We start from the raw sequence: 22593 nt of genomic DNA on the forward strand, positions 1-22593 counted from the left end.
TATAACCTTATTTAAAATTTGAAATTTCTTTTGCAAGAATTTCTAAGTCTTCTTTTTTTGCATTATTTAATAAGCCTTTCATTAATGAGTTTTTTACTCTATTATTTCTATAGTCATTTAGTTTATTCAATATATAATCAACTGACTTTCCTGAAATACTTGGTGCAACTTTTGTGCCTTTTCCAGATTTACCATGACAAGAAGAGCACTTTATAACATAAAGATTACTGACTTTTTGCAAAGTAGTCTCACCTGCTTGCTTTTTTAATTCATCTAATTTCTGTTCTTCTTCATTTTTATATGATACAACTTTGTTTTTTTCTTTTTTTTGTATTTCTTTAACTGATTCTTTTACTTCATTTTCTTCTTGTGAAATAAGAAAAATCATTAAAACGATAATTAATATACTTAAAACCAAACCTATTATATTTTTAATTTTCATTTTTCTGCCTTTGTACTTCTTTGTTCAAATTAGAAATTTCTTTTGCCAATGATTTAATTTCTTCATCATCCATTTGAGAAACCAAATATTTCATAAGCTCATTGACTTTTGTTTTATTTTTATAAGCTTTAATCATATTTGTAATCTCTTTTTCACTTTTTTGTATAAGTGATGGACCAATTACCCCATTTGCATAATCATCGTGGCAAGCAGAACATTTAACAATATAATTTTTACTTAATGTTTTTGCAAGTATTCTATTATTCAAGTTTTCGTAACTATTTCTAATAGTAGATAATGCACCTATTTCTTTTGTTAAATCTGTTTCAACTCCATCTGGTGAAACTTTAATTTTTTTATTACCATCTAAATCATAAGTTATAAAAGGATTTTCATTTTTGATTTTATCTTTTCCTTCTATTATCTTTATTTTTGGAGTATTATTATTTTTTATTTTCTTATCATCTATGTCTTTTTTATCTTCACATCCGGTAAAAATAATTAAAATAGTTGAAAATATTAGTAAAACTTTTTTCATCCATAAATCTCCTCATAAGTTGCTCTTGGTACAATTACTATTGCCGATTCTTCACTTGTAGGACAAAGTTCTTCGCATACACCACATCCTACACATTCATTCATTACTTTAGGAAACCATTTTCCTTCATTATTTTGTTTCATTTGTATTGCTTTTTCTTTTTCAGGATATGGACACATATCTGCACAAATTGTGCATACTTTACCAACATATGTTTTTAATTTTTCAAGCACTTTTGCTTCTCTCTCATTTTTATTTGAATGAGATAAAATTCTTGAAATATCTGTTTTTTGAATTTTTTTATTTAATAATGCAAAACATTTATTAGGATTTTTTAAAATAGCCATTCCCATTTCTACTTCTTCTGCCTTCGTAATATCATGATTTAAAGAACCGCTTGGACAAGCAAGTACACAAGGAAGTAAATCACATAGATAGCATCCTCTTTCCCTTGCATTTATATGTGGAGTTCCATTACTATTACCATTATTAATATCTAAAAGCGAAAGACTATGATATGGACATACTTGAACACATTGTCCACATTTTATACAAGTAGATAAAAAATCTTTTTCATTTATTGCTCCTGGAGGTCTTAGAAAAAGTTTTCCTGCTTCTAATTTTGGTAATATATATGTTCCTGTTATGAAAAATGAACTAAAAAAAACTGTTCCTACTCCATACTTTACAAAATCTCTTCTATTTTTCATTTTGTTTAAATCTCCATTGCATTAAAGGTTCTTTATCAGTTGCTAACAAATCAGGCTCAGAAAAAGGTGCAATTTTTGCTAAAAAATTCAATAAATCAATAATCACAGAACCATAAAAGAATTTTACACTAGGATTATATAACCATAATTTATCAGCATATACATAATGTTGAAAAGGTATATCTCCTACATTATCTTTATTTCTATCAAAGCCTTCATATTCATCCCAATAATTTCTTTTCCACATATTAAGATTTAGTTTATTTCTAGGAGAATCATTAACAATCATTTCCATATTCCCTTTAATGATATTTTTTTCAAAAATACTTTTTTCTCTTAAAGCCTGAAATTGTATTCCACTAGAGTTATATAAAATTTTATTCTTCTTATATATATTTGTAGTTCCAGGTTGAAAAGGAGATTGATCTATATAAATTCCTCTTGCATTATAAATAATATCATTATCTATTAATGTAAAATTCGAGCTATCTTTCATACCAACACCTACTCCAAAAGATCCTATAGAATTTCTTATAGTATTTCCAATAGCAGTTGTTCCAGAACTATACATAAAAAAAATCCCTACTGAACTATATTCAAATAAATTATTTTTAACTAAATTTCTACCTGCATACATAAAATGCAATGAATATCTATTATAACTTCCATGATTTTTTTCAATAATATTACCACTTGAATACCAAACAACAAAATCTCTTGTTTTATATAACTCATTTGACAAGATTTGATTATCATGAGAATACCAAAGCCTTATTCCATCACCTCTTAAACCTAAATCTTGTTTTTTAGAAGTAATATAGTTATCCATAATTAAAGATCTATTTACTTTTTGAAAATCTATTCCAAATAAACAATCTAAAATATTATTATTTTCTATTTTTATATTATTGACATTTTTTGCAACAATTGCACTATCTATTTTTTCATGACTATTTCCACTTGCCTTAATTGTCAAATTTTTTAAAGTTACATTTGAACTAAGAATAGAAACAACTGTTCCTTTACTTTCTCCTACTATTACTGCATTTTTATTAAGACCATCAATTGTCAAAGGTTTATCAATTACGATATTTCCATAATAATTTCCTTCTTCTAATTGAATTATTGATCCACTTGAAGCTTCATTTATAGCTTCTTGTAATGGTGAAGAATAAGAAGACGTTATAAAAAGTAATAAAATTAAAATTATTTGTTTCATAACATTATTTACTTTTCAATTCTTTTTTCTTTGAAAAAATTGCTAAAATACTTAAAATACTAACTATTATTAAAATATAAAATCCAATAGATGGATATGAATGGGTAGTAAACTGTGCAACTTTTCCATCACCAAAAACTGTTGGCATAAATGGTTTAATAGTAAATGCACCCCATTCTTGCATATTATGTCCATACCAATAAAGCCAACCTGCATAATCTATTAAAAAAGCAAATGGTAATACTGAAGGAATTGCCATTAAAAACCACGAATATTTATTTTTCGTATATAAATATGCAATCATCATTAATGTTAAAATTAAAAAGAAATAAGGAACAATTTTTCTTTCAAACTTTCCTCCATGTTCCATAGGATACATTCCAATATAGTGATTTATAGTGTTCATTTCTTGGACATCACCACTATATCCATCAAAGTGAAAAAATACAGGTATTCCATCAGGAAAAGCATCTTTTGGATAATTTGGCGCTTCTAAAGAGACTTTCCATATGGGAATACTTGCTACTCCTACTTCTGCTCTTGTTTCTAACATCTTTTCTAAAGATTCATTTGCACCTTTTGGCAAGTTAGGACTTTCATATTGAAATCCTTTATAAAGATTCCAAACATTATAAGAATATGAAGGAATAGCATTAATATTGTGAGTTTTAATTTTATTCATTACTCCATTAAAACCAATGACTGGAACTGTAAAACAAAAAGTTATTAAAGCTAAAGCTAAAATAGTGAAAATTTGATATTTTTTCATTTATATCTCCTAATATTATAATTTAAATAAACAGTAAGAAATTTCTTACTGTTTATTATTTTATTGATTTAAATGTGCATTTTCATCTATCCACTTTAAGTATTCAATAATATTTTTAACTTCTTTCGGTTTCATATTTTGATTAGGCATTCTTAAATTAAATGCTTTAATCATTGCATCCATATATGGATTATCATAATACTCTTCAGGGTTCAAAATAAATTTATATAAAAACTCCTCTGCATTTTCATGTCTTAATAATGCTCCAGTTAAATCTGGTCCAGAACTTACTTTTCCAATAACATGGCAACCATTACAACCACCTCTTAAATAAGCTTCTTCACCTTTTCTTGCATTTTTACTCATTTTTGTAGATAATTCTTTTACTAATAAGTTCTTAGCTCTTAACCCTGCATCTGCAGTTTTAACCATATATTGCCAAATTTGATTTTCCCAAAGAATTGCAGTATTTAAATCTCCATCTTTATAAGCTTTATTTGCTTTTGCTTTTTCTTCTTTGATTTTCCCATATTGATTTAGAGCATCTTTAACTAATGCTTTAATTTCTGGATATTTTTCATATCCTTTTTCTTTTAAAAACTTAACAACACTTTGTATAACAGCATCAGTAGCTTTATTTGTAGCTAAGATTTTTTTATACTCTTTTTTAAGTTCAGCAGGAGACATTTTTGCTACTTTTGCGGCTTTATAGTCTGGATACTCTTTTTTATCATCTTTTACAGTCAAATACCCCATCATTTCTAAGTGTAGTGCAGAACAAAACTCTGTACAATAATAAGGAAATACACCTTCTTGATCAGCTTTAAATGTAACAGAAGAAGTTTTGCCAGGTTCAACAGAAGCATGTACATTTAATCCTGAAACACCAAAAGCATGAGTTTCATCAGTTGCTCTTTCTAAATTTGTTACATAAATTGTTACTTCATCACCTTTTTTTACTGTAATATGCTCTGGATTTAAATGACTTCTAATAGCAGTCATATAAACTTTAACTTTATTACCATCTCTTTCAATTCTTTCTTGCCCAGCAAGCGTAGCTCCTTCATGAACTTCACCTGTTCTACTATTAGTACCCATTTTGTCATATGTTTTACTAGGATTTATTTTACTTGCATGAATAGATACAACATCATGTGGTTCTCCAAGTCCAATCGGCATATCATAAATTAAATCCATTTTATCACCTTGTAAATCAATTAATTGGTGATTTTGAGGATGAAGTGGTCCAACAGGCAAAAATCTATCAATTGAAAGTTTATTTAATGCAATACCATATTCACCTTTTGGTTTACTAGATTTTCCTTCCATCGTATCTAAATGTCCAATATTATAATGTACATTTACTCTATCTAAAACTTTTAAGTTTTTATAATCCCATTTAACAATTTGTGAATCTACATATAAAGAAGTATAAATTATTCCTTCTTCTTTATCATATGAGTTATGTAAAGGGCCAAGTCCTAACTCAAGTTGTCCATGTAAAGTTTTTTTCATATCTAAAATAGGAATTCCAAAAGGATCTTTTCCTACAAACTCTTTTTTATCAATCAATTTTTTAATTTTTTCAAAATCATAAACTGAAACATGAGTATCAAGTTTTCCTCCAACAACTATATATTTACCATCTGGTGAAACATCAACACCATGTGGTGATTTTGGTTCTGGAATTAAAAATAAGGCACCAGCTTTTACAGCTGCTTCAATTGTTACAACTCTATGATTATTAATTATTTTAGTATTCTTAGGATTTTTTGCTAATTTTTCTAATAGTTGCCAATTATACACATGCATATAATCTGTATCATGTCTACTCATTCCTGCTTCAAAAGGAGGTAAACCTTTTTCAATACCACCTGTGTACATTTCTGAATTGAAACTATTTGTGAAAGCCCAACCCATTGATACACCTTTACCTGCATCACTTAAATCTTGCATATAAGGAGGTAGCTCTAATGTAAAAGAATCTTTTTCATTAATCTTTCCCTTATCATAATCAAACTTCCATAAAGTAACTCCACCTCTGTATTTTTCTTCATATGCTTCAATTGGAACCCACTCATTTTCAAAAGGCGCAGCATATTGTGCAGCATCAACTATATATTCTGTATTTGGAGTTACAAAACTTCCTCCATGTGTACTTCTTAGCACTGGATTTACTACTATTTGTGTAGTTTCAAAGTCATGCAGATTTATAACTGCAACTCTAGGATTTGCTTTATCATTAATAAATAAATAATCCCCAACATACTCTCCATTTTTTTCACTAAAATTTGGATGATGAGTATCTCCCCATTTTATTTCCTGTCCTCTAATATAACCACTTTCAAGAATTTTTTTTGATTCATTATCAAAACCATATCCTTGCCAAGGTTCAGGAGTAAAAACTCCAATATATTTTAAAATTCTCATAGAAGGTACACCATATACAAGTACCTGACCAGATTGTCCTCCCGAACTAAATACATAATACTCATCTTTCATCCCTGTTGGAGTATACGTTTTAGCAGCAGCTAGTACATCCCTTTCTGTCAATCCCCTATCTTTCATTATTTGCTGCAAATCTTTTGTAGCGGCAAAACTTGATGAAATCAGAAAGACTGAAAGAAAGACTATGCTTTTACGAATTTTTGATAGCATTTCATCCCCTTAATAATAATTCTATTAAAGCTCTAATATTAATTATTTTCAAAATTAACATTTAATTAACTCTAATATGGTTGAATTATAATTTTAAAAGATTTTTTTTTCATTGACAGATATCATTAAATTAAACTTAATTTTATGATTTAAAGTATAAATAAAATTTATACTTATTGTAAAAAGGAGAATTCTTCGTACTTATAATATCGAAAATACTATTTATTATATTAATATTTTATAATTATTATTAGTCTAGAATATAATGTAAAAGTAACCAAGTGGGTTACTTCTACACAAAAACAAAAGAGTTTTTGTTTTTATTTGAATTATTATGATTATGTAAGTGTTTATGCTCATGTGAATGATGAGTTCCATTGTGATTTTCTATAATCTCTTGAAGTTTCTGTTCACTTAACTTTTCAAGTGTTGAAGTTTTAATTTTATTTAAAATCTCAATAGTTTCAACTCTATTATCACCTGCATAATAAAACTCAAAATTGTTTTTTTGTGCAAGTTTATATGGATTTCTTCCAATATCTTTTATAATTAATTTTTTTACATTATTTTCTAAAAGCCACTGCATTACACTTCTACCACAAGTATTTTCGTTTCTTTTGATATTTAAATTTTCTCCATCATAAAAAGCAAAATATTTTGCTTTACAAAATGATGGAGCAACTGCGCTGTTCTCTTTTGCTGTTTTTAAGGGGAATGCATACATTTTAAAACTCCTCGTCAAATTTTTGTGCGTTTTTAAAACAAAATCTATATGCTATATATATTACAAATGGCCATACACTAAGCCAAATCAATGAACTTGTATAATCCATATTTACCTCCTAGTAATTGTGTGCATCTTTTGATGTTATTTCTTTTTTTGTTATTTTTACTTTATCCATTTGATACCATGCATATGTAATATAAGCAAGTACAAAAGGTACCATAAGTGAAACATAACTCATCACAAGTAAGGTATATTCACTTCCTGAACTATTCTCAATAGTCAATGAACTTTGTAAATTATAAACTGATGGATAATAAGAAGTTCCATTAAAACCTACATTTAAAAACAGTGCCATTACTGTTAAAACTATTCCAACTCCTCCTGTTTTTATACAACAACTTTTTTGCTTTTCAACAGTATTAAAAACAGAAATAATTACAAGTATAATTCCCAATGTAAAAATAATTCCTACAAAAGGCATATCTAAAAAATTATTCAAATATTTATATTTTTCTATAAAAACATGCCCATTTTCATCATAAGCAAACCCACTTCTTGTAAAAAGCATATATAAAAAATTTAAGAAAAATACTAAAAATATTATCATGTCAATTTTTATAGAATTAACACTTCTTTTTCTAATCAAATTATTATCAATATTATTAATAAAATACATAGCACCACTAATTCGTACTAAAAATAAAAGTGAGATTCCTAAAAGTATATTAAAAGGATTGCCTAAAGCTTCCAGACCTCTTAAACTGTTTTGCCAAAATGAGAAGTTTCTTTCATCAATAAAAAACTCTGAACCGCTAAAAAATGTAGCAATAGCAACGCCTAATAAAAATACTCCTAAACTTCCATTTATATATAAAAATGTTTCATATGTTTTTTGCCCAAAAAAGTTATTTGGTTTTGTTCTAAACTCATAACTAACAGCTTGAATAATAAAACAAAAAAGTATTCCCATCCAAACCCAGTATGCTCCACCAAAACTAGTAGAATAAAATAAAGGAAAAGCAGCAAATAAAGCTCCACCAAATAAGACTAAAGTAGTAAACCCTAATTCCCATTTTCTACCTAGTGAATTAACTAACATTGTTTTTAAAATCTCATCATCTTTTGATATTTTTCCAAGTAGAGTTTGTCCTCCTTGAATAAACATCATAAAAGCAAAAAGTCCACCAAGTAGTGAAATTATTATCCACCAATACTGTTGAAGTTGTAAATATGTTAAGCTTTCAAACATTAGTGACCTCCATTTGGACCAATTTTTATCTGTTTTGCCATAATTTTTAATTCAGCAATTAATAAAGCTGTAAATAAAAAAGCAAACAAGAAAAAAGTAATCTGTACATTTGTTGTTGCAATATTAGTTGCCGCAATTCCTACAGGCATCAAATCTTGAATCGCCCAAGGTTGTCTTCCAACTTCTGCTACAATCCATCCAGCTTCTGCTGCTATGTATCCTAAAGGAATAGAAAAAACACTTGCATATAACCAAAATTTTTGTTTTGTAATATCTTTTTTTAAAAGTAAAAATAAAATTACTGCAAAAAGTAATATAAACCATCCACCAAGTGCTACCATTATATGAAATGAATAAAAGGTAAGTGCAATAGGAGGAATAATATCAGTTGGTTTATCTAAGTAACCATAACCAAAATAGTTCACATAACTTTCTAAAACAAGTTTTGCATCATTTGCTTTTTTAGTGTTACCCTCTTTTTCATACTTTTTATACTGTTTAAAAGCTTCAAGGGCTATTTTACCTTTTGCTATTTTCTCTTTAGCACTTTCAATATTATATTTTTCATTTCCATAAACCAAATCTTTTAATCCAGGAACAAATGCATTTGGATTATGGTAACCTAAAAGTGAAAGTGCATAAGGTATCTCCATCTCAAAATGAAAAGTATCTTCATTATTATCAACACTTTTTTTACTATTTAAAATACCAATTGCAACAATTCCAGCGTCCTCTTTTCCCTCATAAAGTCCTTCCATTGCTGCAAGTTTTACAGGCTGTTTCAAAGCAACTTGATGTGCTGATTCATCTCCACTTAAAGCTAAAAAAAGAGATACTATAAGTCCAAAAGTAGCTGCTATTAGCATAGAACTTTTAGCAAATGCAATTTCTCTTTTTTTAAGTAAAAACCAAGCACTAATACCTACTACAAAAAGGGCTCCAATTACATATCCACTTCCAACAGTATGCAAAAATTTGCTAACTGCAACAGGAGATAAAGCAACATCCCAAAAATTTGCCATTTCGTTTCTAACTGTATCTATGTTAAATTTCATTCCAACTGGATATTGCATCCATCCATTTGCAACCAAAATCCAAAAAGCACTTAAATTTGAACCAATAGCAACTAACCAAGTTGATAATAGATGAAAACCTTTTGATACTTTATTCCATCCAAAAAACATAACTGCAAAAAATGTTGATTCCATAAAAAATGCTAAAATTCCCTCAATAGCTAAAGGTGCACCAAAAATATCTCCAACAAACCAACTATAATTTGCCCAGTTTGTACCAAATTCAAACTCCATAATGATACCAGTGGCAACTCCAATTGCAAAATTTATAGCAAATAAAGTCATCCAAAACTTAGTCATTTTTTTATACTTTTCTTGTTTAGTTTTAACATAAATAGTCTCCATTATTGCAATAATAAAAGACAAACCTAAAGTTAAAGGAACAAACAAGAAGTGATAAATTGCAGTTAGTGCAAACTGGGCTCTGGACCAATCTACTAAACTATCTTCCATTTAATCTCCTTTTGTCATGTTTTTAAAAACAAAATTTTGTTTTTGTTTTTCTGTTTTATATTCACTTTTAAAACTTTTGTCATAAACAAAGATATTTAATATAACTAAAATAGTAATCAATTTTATAATTACTATTTTCCATAAACTCTTTCCTACAGTTAAGTTTCTAAAGCCATCATAATATAAGTTGTAAATCGATTTTAAATAGTTCATATAATCTCCAATATTGAACATATGTTCATAATTTTACTACTTTTTTGAACATATGTCAAGTATAAAAGTGCTAAATTATTATATTTATGATAAAATATCTTTTTTAATTATAAGGAATTAAATGGCTAGAGACAAAAATCAAAGAGAGTTAAACTTCAAACCACTTTTTAAAAATTTTGGGCAAAATGAAATTGAAAACAACAATGAAATAGCCTTGCTTCACGAGGAGATTGAGGCAATTTATCTTATAGATTTACTTGGACTTTATCAAGAAGAAGCAGCACAAAAAATGAATGTATCAAGACCTACTTTATCAAGAATCATAAGAAATGCTAGACATAAAGTTGCAAATAGTCTAATTGGTGGTGCAAAACTACATATTCATGATCAAAAAGATAACTATACAGTTGCAATTTGTAGTGATGTTGAAGAGAAACTAATCAACAACACATCACAAGGAAAATATATTTTAATTTTTGAAATAAAAGAAAAAAGTTATAAATTATTAAAAAGTTTAGAAAATCCTGTTTTTTTTCAAAAACAAAAACCAGGTATGGCCTTACCAAAACTTTTTGTTGAAAATAATGTAAACTTCTTTTTAGCAAATGAAATTGGTGCTGGATTAAAAAACTCTTTACTATCAAAAGGTATTTATACTATTTTAAAAAAGAAAATAAAATTTGATGATTTATCAAATATTCCAATCTAAGAGAAATTATGAATAATTTTGAAAATAAAATAAAAACACCACATATTGCTACTGATGGAATTATTAAAATTTTCGATGATAAAGAGAATTTTAAAGGTATTGTTTTAATAACAAGAAAAAATCCTCCTTTAGGACTTGCATTACCAGGAGGTTTTGTTGACATTGGTGAAAAAGTCGAAGATGCTTTAAAAAGAGAGATGAAAGAAGAAGTAAACTTAGATGTAAGTATTTTAAAACTTTTAGGAATATATTCAGATCCAAAAAGAGATGAAAGATTCCATTGTGTTTCATGCAGTTACATTTGTAAAGCATATGGTAAGCCAATTGCAGCAGATGATGCAAAAAGTGCAAAGATTTATAGCTTAAATGAAATTCCTTTTGATAAACTAGTGTTTGACCATAAACAAATAGTAAAAGATTTTATAAAATATGAGGAAATTTAAGTGATAGAAGAAACAGAAATTTCTTTGGATTGTTTAAGTAGTTTAATTTTTAATGCAAATGATATAATTTTTATTACAGATTTAGATTCAAAAAAAGTTGTATACGCAAATAATTTATTTTTAGAAAAATTTGAATACACAAAAGATGAGTTAGTACATTTAGATATTTCAGATATTAGAAAGCAAAAAGAAAACAAACCTTTTAATACTTTAAAAAAAGAGTTAGAAACGACAAAAAGTAGTATTACATATGCTAAATATTTTTCAAAATCAGGTAATAAATACTCCTTAGAATCAAGTAATAAACTTCAAAAAATAAACAATAAAAACTATTTAGTAAGCATAGCAAGAGAAATAACAGAAAAACTAGAGAAAGAGTTTTTAATAAAAAAAGAACTAAATATAAAAATAGCTGAAATTGAAAATCAAAAAATATTTTTAAATACTTTACTAAAAAACAATCCAACAGCAATCTTTTATAAAAATATTCATGGAAAATATTTAGGTTGCAACAAAGCTTGGGAAAAATTAACAGGAATCAAAGAAGATGAAGTATTGGGAAAATCGGTTTTTGATATAGCTCCTAAAGATATTGCAAAAATTTATTTTGAAGAAGATAAAAAAGTATTTTCCCTTGAAGAGAGTCCTCAAATATATCAAGCAGAAGTTTACAACAAATCAATTGATAAAAGATTTGATGTTGTTTTTTATAAATCAGCATATTTTGATGCAAAAGGTGAAGTATTAGGTCTAATTGGAGTTGTTATTGATGTGACACAAGTTATGAAATTAGAAAAAGAGAAAGAAAAAAAAGAAAAAATCATATACCAACAATCAAAAATGGCAGCAATGGGTGAAATGATAGAGAATATAGCTCACCAATGGAGACAACCCCTTTCAACTATGACAGTAAGTGCTAGTGGAATAAAAATGCAAAAAGAGTTTGGAATTTTAAAAGATGAAAGTTTAAGTGAATTTATTGAAGCCATATTAGAATCCTCAAAGCATCTTTCACAAACAATAGATGATTTTAGGAATTTTTTCAAAACTACAAAATATGAAGAAATTTTTAATATCAAAAATATTTTTAATAAAACACTAGTTTTACTCTCATCAAAATTTAAAAATAGAAATATCAAAATAGAACAAGATATACAAAGTGTTGAAATAAAATCATTACAAAATGAATTAATACATGTTATTTTAAATATATTGAATAATTCAAATGATGCTTTAGAAAAACTTGATATAGAAGAAAAAACTATTTTTATTAAAAGTGAAAAATATTTAACAAACAAATTAAAAATTGAAATAAGTGACAATGCTGGTGGGATTAATGAAAATATAATATTTAAGATATTTGATCCATACTTTACTACAAAACATCAAAGCCAAGGAACAGGAATAGGACTTTATATGACTAAAGAGATAGTAAATAAACACTTAAATGGCTCAATAGATGTAAAAAATATAGATTTTAGTTATAAAGAAAAAAATTACACAGGAGCAAAGTTTACAATAATACTTCCTATATAAATAAGGTTTATTTAAGTATTTAATACATAGAATCTATACAAAAAATAAGGAAATTCATGGAAAATTATGAACAAATAGTAGTTCTTATAATTGTATTTTCAGCTTCATTTATAACTTGGAAGTTAGTAAAAGACTTTTATAAAACAAAAATCCATATGATTTTTGCTCACTTAATTGCTATTGCAACAGCATCTTTTATGCTACTTTCTACAATGTTTTTATTTATGCCTAAAAACTATGTAAAAGGACAAACTGCCGAAGTAGAACTATCATTTATTTCTATCATAATTGTTATAGCAATGGTAGGAATCATATACTTCTTTTTTAAATATATCCCATCTAAAGATAAATAATATTTATCTTTAGAACAGGCATCACATCTATAAGTTAAACTTATATTATACTACATAATTTAATAATTATATTTTATTGATTTATATCAATGATAATTAAAATCATTTTCGTTATACTTTTGAAAATTTTATAACACAGGAATAAAAATGTATCTTAAAATATTTGTTTTACTCATTATATCATTTCAGATAAGTTTATCAAAAGAAAATAGATTGATTATTGCAGGTCCTATTGCAACGGTTTCACACCCATTTTTTCATATAATAAAAACCAATGCATTAAATGATGTAACAAATAATTTAGAATTTAAACTTTGGAAAAATCCCGATGAACTAAGAAGTTTAATATTAAATAACAATGTTGACATTATAGCAATACCTACAAATGTTGCTGCAAATTTATATAATAAAAAACAAGATATAAAACTACTTGGAGTTTCAATTTGGGGGATACTTGGTTTAATAAGTAGAGATAATAATTTAAAAACACTAAAAGATTTTAAAAACAAAGAAATAGTTGTTCCTTTTAGACAAGACATGCCAGATATTGTATTAAAACAGCTTATAAAAAAACAGGGAATGGATATTCACAAGGATTTTAAAATTAGATATGCAAGTTCTCCTATTGATGCAATGCAAATGCTTATTTTAAGACAAGTTGATCATGCACTACTTGCAGAACCTGCTATATCTATTGCTTTAAGAAAAACAAAATCTTTTCCTTTAAAACTTGTTGCTCCTGATTTATATAGAAGTGTAAATCTACAGGAGGAATGGGGGAAAACTTTTAATACAAAAGAACAAGTTCCTCAAGCAGGAATTGCTATACTTGGGAAACTATCAAATAATAAATATTTAATAAAAAGATTTGAACAAGAGTATATAAAATCTCTTAACTGGTATAAAAATAATCCTAAAAAAGCTTCAAAATTAACTGTTGCAAATTTAAAAATGCTTGAAGAAAAAGGTTTAACTGATTCTATTAAATATGTAGATATAGAATATAAAAAAGCAATTGATTCAAAAGATGATATTGAAGAATTTTTCAAAATTTTAATGCAAAGTAATCCCAAACTAATTGGAAGTAAACTTCCAGATTCTAATTTCTACTATAAAGATTAAATATGAAATTTATATTTAAAATATTAAAAGATTTTCCTAAATATCTATTTAGTGGATTAACCTCTATTGCATCTATTTTTTTGTTTATAGCACTTTGGGATATGACAAATCAACTTTATGGAACATTAGTATTACCTTCACCTAAAGAGACATTCATAACTTTATATGAGCTTTTAAATGATGAAATAATTTATGGTGAAATAAAATTGACTATTTATAGAGCATTTTATGGTTTTTTTTTATCCTTAATTATTGGAACAATACTTGGAGTATTAGCAGGTTTTTTTGCAACTGCATCTATTATGAGTAGACCAATTGTTACTATTTTAGTAGGAATGCCTCCAATTGCTTGGATAGTACTTGCAATGATTTGGTTTGGGATGAGTGATAAAACTGTTATTTTTACTGTTGTTATAGCATCTTTTCCTATTATATTTGTAGGATCTTTACAAGGTACAAGAACTTTAGATTCAGATTTAAAAGAGATGGCACAAAGTTTTAATCTACCTTTTAAAATGAAATTATTTGACATATACTTTCCACACATCTTCTCTTATGTATTTCCTGCTTGGGTTAGTGCTTTAGGAATGAGTTGGAAAATAGTTGTTATGGCTGAATTACTATCTTCAAATAGTGGTATTGGTGCACAATTAGCAATTGCAAGAAGTTTACTTGATACCCCAACAGCTCTAGCTTTAGTAATAATAATGATTGGTTCACTTTTATTTATTGAATATATCATATTAGAACCAATTAAAAGAGAGGTTGAATCATGGAGAGACTAGAGGTAAAAAATTTATCATTCTCTTTTGGAGTAACACAAGTATTAGATGAAATAAACTTTACTTTAAACAAAGGTCATGTTTTATCAATAGTTGGTCCAAGTGGTGGAGGCAAAAGTACTTTATTGAAATTATGTGCAAATATTTTAAATATTGAGCAAGGAGAGATTAATAACTCTTTTAAATATTGTTCTTTTGCTTTTCAAGATACAAGATTGCTTCCATGGAAAAATGTTATTGACAATATTAGCTTAAGCTTATTAGCAAAAAATATAAATAAAAAAGAAGCATTATTAAAAGCAGAAAATATTGCAATTAAAATGGGATTAAAACAAGAAGATTTTGATAAATTTCCAAAAGATTTAAGTGGAGGGATGAAACAAAGAGTTTCATTTGCAAGAGCTTTAGTTATAAATCCAAAACTTCTATTTTTAGATGAACCATTTTCTGCACTTGATATTGGTTTAAAAAAAGAGTTACAAGAGTATTTAATCAACTTAGTTGAGAATGAAAACCTCAGTATATTATTTATTACTCATGATTTAATGGAAGCTGTAAAATTAAGTGATGAGATTTTGGTTTTAGAACCAAATCCAGGAAGAGTAGTTAAAAGTTTTAAAATAGATGAACAAAAAAGTTTAAGAGATACTAACTTTGTATATAAAACAAGTGCAAAACTTTTAAACAACAAATATATAATTGATACATTTTTCAAAGGATAATTATGCAAAAAAGTGAACATTATGGAAGTTATCCAAAAAATATTAATCCTCCTATTTATTTAGCATATGCATTTAGAATTTTTTTCCTAATATTACCATATTACATAGTATTGAATATTATTTTATGGGGATTTGTTTATTCTGGCTATTTAAATCTAAACTTTATGGATGATATATTAACCTGGCATATTTATGAGTTTCTATATGGAGTTGGAAGTGCAGGAATATGTGCATTTGTATTAACTGCTGTTCCTGAATTTTTTAAAAAAGAATTACCAGTTGTTGATAAGAAGTTACTATATATCTTTATTATGTGGATTTTAGGAAGAGTTAGTTTTTGGTTTATTGATTATATACATATATATATTGTTGCTTTTTTAAACTGCTTTTTACTTCTTTATACTATTTATTTAGTCTATAAACCTTTTTTTAAAGATAATAATCAAAAACATACTTCAATTTTAATTTGTATAATAACTATATTTTTAATTCAAGTACTATTTTTTCTATCATATACAAGTTTAATAAATATAAATTCATTTGAAATATTAAAATTTTCATTATCTTTTTTTATGATTTTAATACTACTTGTTTTAAGAAGAGTGAACATGGAAACAGTAAATAATTTACTTGAAAAAAAAGATATTAATAAAGTATTTTTAGCAAAATCATTTAGATATAATATCGCAATATTTACTATTATAATCTTTGCAACAGTTAGTTTATTTTTTCCTAACAATTATGCTCTTACATGGATCGCTTTTGCTTGTAGTTTTGCTATATTATCTTTACTTAATGATTACTTTATTCAAGAACCATCTATTTTTAAAAGTTATTTAATACTTAGTCTAATATCTCTTATTTTAATAATGAGCTTAGGTTACTTTTCAATTGGATATGCTTTTTTAATGCAAGAATTTTTTGAAATATCTAATTATATTCATTTTTTAACAACTGGTGCTTTTGGTCTTGCTTTTTATTTAGTAATGGTAGTTGTATCATATGTTCATACAGGAAGAGAATTAGTAATTGAAAATAAAGCTTTTTTAGGGGCTTTATTAATCATATTTGCAACTATATTAAGAGTCTTTTTTGAAAGTCAAAATATATATCTTATTTCCACAATATTTTGGGCAAGTGCATTTTTAATCTATAGTTTTTCATATTCATCATATTTATTAAAAAAAAGAGTAGATAACCTTCCTGGGTAATCCTACTTTTTTTTTAGATAATTATTGATAATAATTATCACAATTCATATCATAAAGGTAACATAAAATGAAAAAAAAATTAGTTTTGTCTTCAATTGTATCTATTTTATTATTACAAAATAGTATAAATGCAAATACAAAAATAGATAGCGTTACAGTAACAACAGCAACTAAAACACAAAGAACAATTGATGGAGTAAGTGCTTCAATTCAAGTAATTACACAAAAAGATATTAAAAGGATAAATGCTGAATCATTAAAAGATATCATAAAAAAATTATCAGGATTAACAATTCAGTATGGAACATTCCCTAGTGCTAGTTCAAAATCAAAATCTTCCATATCAATTAGAGGTATGAGTGCAAATGGTACTTTATTTTTAATTGATGGAAGAAGAATGGCAGGAGAAGTAAAAAATCCTTATGACTTAGATAGAATTCCTGCAAGTTCAATACAAAGAATAGAGATAGTAAAAGGCCCAATGTCTACACTTTATGGAGCAGATGCTTTAGGTGGAGTAATTAATATTATTACAAAAAAACCTACAGAAGATGTTCAAGTTGATTTTTCAGTAAGATATGGACAAAATAAAGATGGTGATGCAAAAAATAAAAATGCATCATTTTCATTAAGAGGTAAAAAAGATAAATTACTTTATTCAATATATGCAAATAGCACAAACACTACACCATATACACAAAAAGAAAAAGCAAATGTACTAGTAAATCAAATAGGAGGACCTAATCATGGAAGTAAACAAAAACCATCAAACCTTACACCAGGAACTCCTTCTTATGCATTAAGTGGTCTAAATGATATATATAATCATGATGTTACATATAAAGAAGATAGTCAAACTTATACCGTTGGTGGAAGATTTGATTATTTAATTAGTGATAATTCAAAAGTTGGTTTAGATATTAATTACTTTGATGAAACAAGAGATGGTTCATACGTGGGATACTTTCACCCATCAAATATAAGTCCAGCACCTGGCAAAAAAATTCCAGTTTTTAATATTCCAGTTAATTCAAAAGATGAAAATGAAAGATTAGATTTAGGTTTTGATTTTGAAACTAATATTAATGAAGATTTAATTTTAAAATTAAGAGCATATAGAAGTTATTATGAAAAAAGAAATACAACAACAGCAAAATATTTTAAACAAATGGGATATGATAGTAAATCTCAATCAGCAAGTAATGGAATGAATGCAAATGTTGAAATTTTCACATATGAAGCTTTAATTAATTATATAGTAAATGATTCTCACTTACTAACAGCAGGAGTTGAAAAAAGAGATGAAGAAAGAGAAGCTAGTGTATTTACAAATAGTACTGATATGAGTATAAAAAAAGTAGATTATAAAGCTATTTATTTACAAGATGAATGGAAAATAAATGAAACTTTAAATGCGACACTTGGACTTAGATATGATAAAGTATCTAATGCAGAAAATAAAACAACATTTAAAGTAGGTCTTGTAAAAAATTTCTCTAAAGAATTAAATTTAAGAACTAACTTTGCACAAGGATATAGAACACCAGATATTAGAGAGATGTATATTAACAAACAAACACCAAATGGTTTACAACAAGGTGCTGATGTAGCTGGATATGATTTAAAACCAGAGTTTACAAACTCTTATGAAATAGGAATTTTTGGAGAGTATAAAGACTTAAGATATAGTAGTTCTATATTTTTAAATGATATTGATGATAGAATTTCACAAGTTTTAAAATCTAATGGTACTAGTAGCTATTATACTTTTGAAAATGTTAGTAGTGCTCAAACAAAAGGATTTGAACTAGATTTAACATATGATATTTTAAGTAATTTAAGTACTACTTTAAGTTACACCGAACTTCAAACTAAGAATAAAGATACAAATAAAGATTTGGAATTTAACCCAAAGAGAACTATCAATTTAAGTTTTGAATATCTTCCTACAGATAATTTTGTTCTTATTTTAAGTAGTAGACACATAGGAAAACAATACTATCAAGAAAATATAAATAATACTAAAAAAGATAAATATACAAATAATTACACTCTTTTTGATTTAAGTGCAAACTATAAAATTAACAAAAATAGTGAATTCTTTTTTGGAGTTGATAATATCTTCGATAAAGAAGTAAATGACGTAATTGGTTCAAATATTGGTACTTTTTTCTACACTGGTATGAAATTTATCTTCTAATTAATAATCTTGTAAGCTTAAACCTGATAATAATTTACACAAATTTTTTACAAGGGATTACATGGAAGACTTTTTTATAATACGATTAGGCGAGGACGAATATAGCAATCATTTAGAATATGATGAGATGGCTATTGAGTATTGTGTTGATATTTTAGATATTCCTGAAGATAAAATTGAGGGCGTAAATATTTTAAATGACCATAAAATTGAGTTAACACTTCAAGATTTAGAAAAAGAAGATGTTACAGAAGATTGGTATGTTAATCTTCATAAAATTAGTGATTAAATGCAACTAAGTTGCATTTAATCTTTTATTCTCTACTATTTCTATCAACTATTATTAAATAATAGTGATAACAACTATCAATATAAGCTTATATTAATAATAATTCTCGTAATATTTTATCGCGCGAATTAGTTCTTCTAATAACACACACATAAGGAAAAATAATGAAAAGACAATTAAGTTTAATTGCTAGTGCCGCAATTTTAAGTGCAAGTTCTGTTTATGCAGATTCAAATTCTATTGATGAAGCTTTTAAAAATGGGAAAATAAGTGGAGATGTATCAGTACACTATGAAACATGGGATAGAAATAATGGAGAAGAAGATAGTAGTTTTTCAACTCCATCTGTTGGATTAAAATTTGAAACTGACTCATTTAAAGGTTTCTCTGCTGCTGTAGGATTTAGAGGGAATACACAAACTTCTGAAAAAAACCATAACGATTATGAAGATACAATGGCAGAAGATGGTTCAGTAACAGAAGCATATCTTCACTATGAAAATGATATTTTTGCCCTAAGAGCTGGTAGACAAGAGATTGATTTAGAGTGGTTAGGAGATTATAATGATGGTGTTGTTGGTATCTTAAAAGCAATTCCATACACTACTTTAACTGCAGGATACACAAATAGACAAGCTGAAATTACTTTAGATACACATGATGATTTTTCAAGATTTGAAAATAAAAAAGGTAATAATACAGAAGCATATGTAATTGATGCAAAAGTTGAACCTTTAAAAGGTTTAGTATTTAATCCATACTTTTATACAGCAGATGATATTGCTGATTATTATGGTTTAAAAGCTGATTATGATACTGATTTATTTGGTTTAACTGCTCACTATGCAGCTTCAAATGAGGATAATCCAAGTGGCGTAGAAAAAATGGAAGATGGAAGTATTTATAATTTAGAAGGTAGATTAAATATTGACTCTTTTACTTTAAAAGCTGGATATATTAAAACAGATAGTGACGGAGCAATTGGTTCAATGGATTCATTAGGTGATAATATTGACCCAACAGAAGAGTTAGGTGATGCAGTTTATGGAACAGATGCAAAATCTTACTACTTTGGTGTAGGTTATACATATAATGCTTTAGAGCTTTCTGCACTTTACACACATGCAGATCATAATGTAGACTCAAGAAGCGTAGATGACAAAGAGATTACATTAGCAGCTGCTTATGCTTTTACAGAGCAACTTGGTGCTGAACTTATCTATTCTGATGCAAACATTGATAAAAACTCTGATTTAAATGAAGGTGAAGACTTCAATAAGTTTGTTGCAAACATCACTTATAGTTTCTAATATTCACTAAAAAATTAATATAACACTAAAAAAGGGATTGAGATTTTCTCAGTCCCTTTTTTTATTTTAAATATTTTGATAATAACTATCAATATTAAACTAGATTTAAGATTTTCTCATGTATTATTTTAATAATGATTATCATTAAAGGAATGGGAAATGAAAACTACTTATGTTTTAAAAAATAAAGATGAACTAATAAAACCTACTGGGTGTACTTGTTAAAAAAGGGAAGAACAAATGAGTGTATTAATTATAGGCGGAGATAAGATTTCACATATATCAAATATGTTAGAAGATTTAGGTGCTAAAACAATCAAACATTGGGATGCAAGAAAAAAATCATCTGCTCCTAAGAAAAAAGTTCCTCAAGACACAGATTGTATCATAATGTTAACATCATTTTTAAATCACAATACAATGCTTAAGTATAAAAGTGAAGCAAAGAAAAAAAATATTCCTTTTATATGTGCAAAAAGAAGTGTAAATTGCGTATATGATGAGTATGTTAAAATCATGGGAATAAAAAATTGTGCTGATTGTTATGCAAATTGTGGATTTAAATAATGAGCAATACAAATAGATTTAGTTTTAATGAAAGCTTTTTAGGATTTATTGATAACTGTGAATTACTTCCAAAAGATTTTGACGAATTTACATCAACATTAAGACATAGGCAATTATTTTTAGCACTTTGTAATAATATGTTAGATACATCATGTAAATTCTCAAAATATGAACAAAAAAGATTAAGACAATTTTCTTTAAAAGAAGCTTTTCATCAAAAAATAAAATCTTTACTTCCAAATAAAATACCTTTTAATAAAAAACAAATTAAAAGATTTAATTTTTGTAAAGATTCAACTAAAATAATAAACTCTTATAAAATAAAGAAATCAATCTTGATTGTCACATCAAATAAAAAAATATTAGATGTAGCAAAATTGATATCTTTGTGTTATGTAAATAATAAAATGCAGTTTATTTTAGATAAAAACTTACTTTTTCATGAATTTGTTTTACATAAAATAAAAAAATTACATAAAGACAAAACAGTAAAAGATCATGGAGACTCAATTTCAATTACAGGTAAAGATGTAAATGCATTAAAGATTTATACTTCATGGAAAAACATACAAAAAAACAAACCTGATATAAAAGATGAACTAGAATATGCAATAAAAAGTATTAAAAAAGAAAACTATTCTCAAGTTTATTTAGTATATCCAAAAGCAAATGACTTTAAACGTCATATACCAGTTTATGTAGATGAGTTAAAAAATAAAGCGTATGTAATTAAAGCAATTCCATACTCGTTGAGATCAACAATTAGATAATATAAGGAGAATAACAAAATATGGCAACAGCACTATTTTTTGCAAGTAGCACAGGAAACACAGAAGAAGTAGCACAAAAAATCGCAGATAATTTAGGCAATATTGAAATGTTTAATATTTGTGATGAAGATATTCAAAAAATAAATAAATTTGATAAAATTATTTTAGGTACATCTACGTGGGGTGAAGGAGAGTTACAAGATGACTGGGATGAGATATGGGAAGATTTTTGTGAACTTGATTTAAGTGGTAAAACAGTAGCTTTATTTGGTCTTGGTGACCAAGATGGTTATGGTGATGAATTTTGTGATGCTTTAGGTATTATGTACGAACAAGTAAAAAAAGCAAATGCAAATATTATTGGTTTTACATCAACTCAAGATTATGATTTTGAATACTCAAAAGCTCAAATTGATGATGAGTTTGCAGGCTTAGTAATTGATGAAGATAATCAAGATGACCTAACAGATGAAAGAATCAAAACTTGGGTTGAAAAAATAAAAGCTGATATTTTATAATGTAGTCTTG

At 26.6% G+C, this 22593-nt stretch carries 24 protein-coding genes; 14 read left to right on the forward strand and 10 right to left on the reverse strand.

What is annotated here, in order from left to right:
* Window positions 1-7: 7 nt before the first annotated feature.
* From AMRN_RS10820 to AMRN_RS10865, 10 genes are all read right to left on the reverse strand, one after another.
* Window positions 8-442 (reverse strand): c-type cytochrome, encoded by a 435-nt coding sequence (locus tag AMRN_RS10820; RefSeq protein ID WP_099311036.1) that lies wholly within the window; start codon window positions 440-442, stop codon window positions 8-10.
* Entirely contained in the window at window positions 432-980 is a 549-nt protein-coding gene (locus AMRN_RS10825) for a c-type cytochrome (RefSeq protein WP_099311035.1), read from the reverse strand. Before AMRN_RS10825 ends, AMRN_RS10820 begins: the two co-directional genes overlap by 11 nt.
* Window positions 977-1690, reverse strand: a complete 714-nt coding sequence (locus tag AMRN_RS10830; protein ID WP_099311034.1) for a 4Fe-4S dicluster domain-containing protein — start codon at window positions 1688-1690, stop codon at window positions 977-979. Before AMRN_RS10830 ends, AMRN_RS10825 begins: the two co-directional genes overlap by 4 nt.
* Complete coding sequence (gene nosD, locus AMRN_RS10835) at window positions 1680-2909, reverse strand: nitrous oxide reductase family maturation protein NosD (RefSeq protein ID WP_099311033.1); 1230 nt, start codon at window positions 2907-2909, stop codon at window positions 1680-1682. The genes AMRN_RS10830 and nosD overlap by 11 nt, the downstream gene beginning before the upstream one ends.
* A 4-nt stretch (window positions 2910-2913) precedes the next feature.
* Window positions 2914-3678, reverse strand: coding sequence for a cytochrome C (locus tag AMRN_RS10840; RefSeq protein ID WP_099311032.1), 765 nt, complete (start codon window positions 3676-3678; stop codon window positions 2914-2916).
* 60 nt (window positions 3679-3738) lie between these two features.
* Window positions 3739-6336, reverse strand: coding sequence for a Sec-dependent nitrous-oxide reductase (gene nosZ, locus AMRN_RS10845; protein ID WP_099311031.1), 2598 nt, complete (start codon window positions 6334-6336; stop codon window positions 3739-3741).
* 292 nt (window positions 6337-6628) lie between these two features.
* Window positions 6629-7060, reverse strand: coding sequence for a NifB/NifX family molybdenum-iron cluster-binding protein (locus tag AMRN_RS10850; RefSeq protein WP_099311030.1), 432 nt, complete (start codon window positions 7058-7060; stop codon window positions 6629-6631).
* A gap of 118 nt (window positions 7061-7178) precedes the next feature.
* The gene (cydB, locus tag AMRN_RS10855) at window positions 7179-8312 is read right to left on the reverse strand and encodes a cytochrome d ubiquinol oxidase subunit II (RefSeq protein WP_099311029.1); all 1134 of its coding nucleotides are present in this window, start codon (window positions 8310-8312) and stop codon (window positions 7179-7181) included.
* Window positions 8312-9838: a cytochrome ubiquinol oxidase subunit I gene (locus AMRN_RS10860; protein ID WP_099311028.1), complete on the reverse strand. Its 1527-nt coding sequence runs from the start codon at window positions 9836-9838 to the stop codon at window positions 8312-8314. The genes cydB and AMRN_RS10860 overlap by 1 nt, the downstream gene beginning before the upstream one ends.
* On the reverse strand, window positions 9839-10051 hold the full coding sequence (locus tag AMRN_RS10865) for a DUF4492 domain-containing protein (protein ID WP_079576963.1): 213 nt from the start codon (window positions 10049-10051) through the stop codon (window positions 9839-9841).
* Window positions 10052-10172: 121 nt separating this feature from the next.
* Between AMRN_RS10865 and AMRN_RS10870 the strand changes: the two genes are divergently transcribed.
* The 14 genes from AMRN_RS10870 (at window position 10173) to AMRN_RS10935 (ending at window position 22583) form a co-directional block, all read left to right on the forward strand.
* On the forward strand, window positions 10173-10760 hold the full coding sequence (locus AMRN_RS10870; protein ID WP_079576962.1) for a DUF134 domain-containing protein: 588 nt from the start codon (window positions 10173-10175) through the stop codon (window positions 10758-10760).
* An 8-nt stretch (window positions 10761-10768) separates the two neighbouring features.
* The gene (locus AMRN_RS10875; RefSeq protein ID WP_099311027.1) at window positions 10769-11203 is read left to right on the forward strand and encodes an NUDIX domain-containing protein; all 435 of its coding nucleotides are present in this window, start codon (window positions 10769-10771) and stop codon (window positions 11201-11203) included.
* Window positions 11204-12739: a sensor histidine kinase gene (locus tag AMRN_RS10880; protein ID WP_099311026.1), complete on the forward strand. Its 1536-nt coding sequence runs from the start codon at window positions 11204-11206 to the stop codon at window positions 12737-12739. It abuts the gene before it with no gap.
* Between the two features lie 56 nt (window positions 12740-12795).
* On the forward strand, window positions 12796-13092 hold the full coding sequence (locus AMRN_RS10885; RefSeq protein ID WP_099311025.1) for a hypothetical protein: 297 nt from the start codon (window positions 12796-12798) through the stop codon (window positions 13090-13092).
* Window positions 13093-13239: 147 nt separating this feature from the next.
* Window positions 13240-14214: an ABC transporter substrate-binding protein gene (locus tag AMRN_RS10890; RefSeq protein WP_099311024.1), complete on the forward strand. Its 975-nt coding sequence runs from the start codon at window positions 13240-13242 to the stop codon at window positions 14212-14214.
* 2 nt (window positions 14215-14216) lie between these two features.
* The gene (locus AMRN_RS10895) at window positions 14217-14999 is read left to right on the forward strand and encodes an ABC transporter permease (RefSeq protein WP_099311023.1); all 783 of its coding nucleotides are present in this window, start codon (window positions 14217-14219) and stop codon (window positions 14997-14999) included.
* Window positions 14987-15718, forward strand: a complete 732-nt coding sequence (locus AMRN_RS10900; protein WP_099311022.1) for an ATP-binding cassette domain-containing protein — start codon at window positions 14987-14989, stop codon at window positions 15716-15718. Before AMRN_RS10895 ends, AMRN_RS10900 begins: the two co-directional genes overlap by 13 nt.
* A 2-nt stretch (window positions 15719-15720) precedes the next feature.
* Window positions 15721-16929 (forward strand): NnrS family protein, encoded by a 1209-nt coding sequence (locus AMRN_RS10905; RefSeq protein ID WP_099311021.1) that lies wholly within the window; start codon window positions 15721-15723, stop codon window positions 16927-16929.
* 67 nt (window positions 16930-16996) lie between these two features.
* Window positions 16997-19129: a TonB-dependent receptor plug domain-containing protein gene (locus AMRN_RS10910; protein ID WP_099311020.1), complete on the forward strand. Its 2133-nt coding sequence runs from the start codon at window positions 16997-16999 to the stop codon at window positions 19127-19129.
* Between the two features lie 61 nt (window positions 19130-19190).
* Window positions 19191-19418, forward strand: coding sequence for a hypothetical protein (locus tag AMRN_RS10915; RefSeq protein ID WP_099311019.1), 228 nt, complete (start codon window positions 19191-19193; stop codon window positions 19416-19418).
* 164 nt (window positions 19419-19582) lie between these two features.
* Window positions 19583-20728, forward strand: coding sequence for an Opr family porin (locus AMRN_RS10920; protein ID WP_099311018.1), 1146 nt, complete (start codon window positions 19583-19585; stop codon window positions 20726-20728).
* A 240-nt stretch (window positions 20729-20968) separates the two neighbouring features.
* The gene (locus AMRN_RS10925; protein WP_099311017.1) at window positions 20969-21295 is read left to right on the forward strand and encodes a DUF2325 domain-containing protein; all 327 of its coding nucleotides are present in this window, start codon (window positions 20969-20971) and stop codon (window positions 21293-21295) included.
* Complete coding sequence (locus AMRN_RS10930) at window positions 21295-22065, forward strand: hypothetical protein (RefSeq protein WP_099311016.1); 771 nt, start codon at window positions 21295-21297, stop codon at window positions 22063-22065. Before AMRN_RS10925 ends, AMRN_RS10930 begins: the two co-directional genes overlap by 1 nt.
* Before the next feature lie 20 nt (window positions 22066-22085).
* Window positions 22086-22583, forward strand: coding sequence for a flavodoxin (locus AMRN_RS10935; RefSeq protein WP_099311015.1), 498 nt, complete (start codon window positions 22086-22088; stop codon window positions 22581-22583).
* Window positions 22584-22593: the final 10 nt, after the last annotated feature.

Source organism: Malaciobacter marinus (genome assembly GCF_003544855.1).
GTDB lineage: Bacteria > Campylobacterota > Campylobacteria > Campylobacterales > Arcobacteraceae > Malaciobacter > Malaciobacter marinus.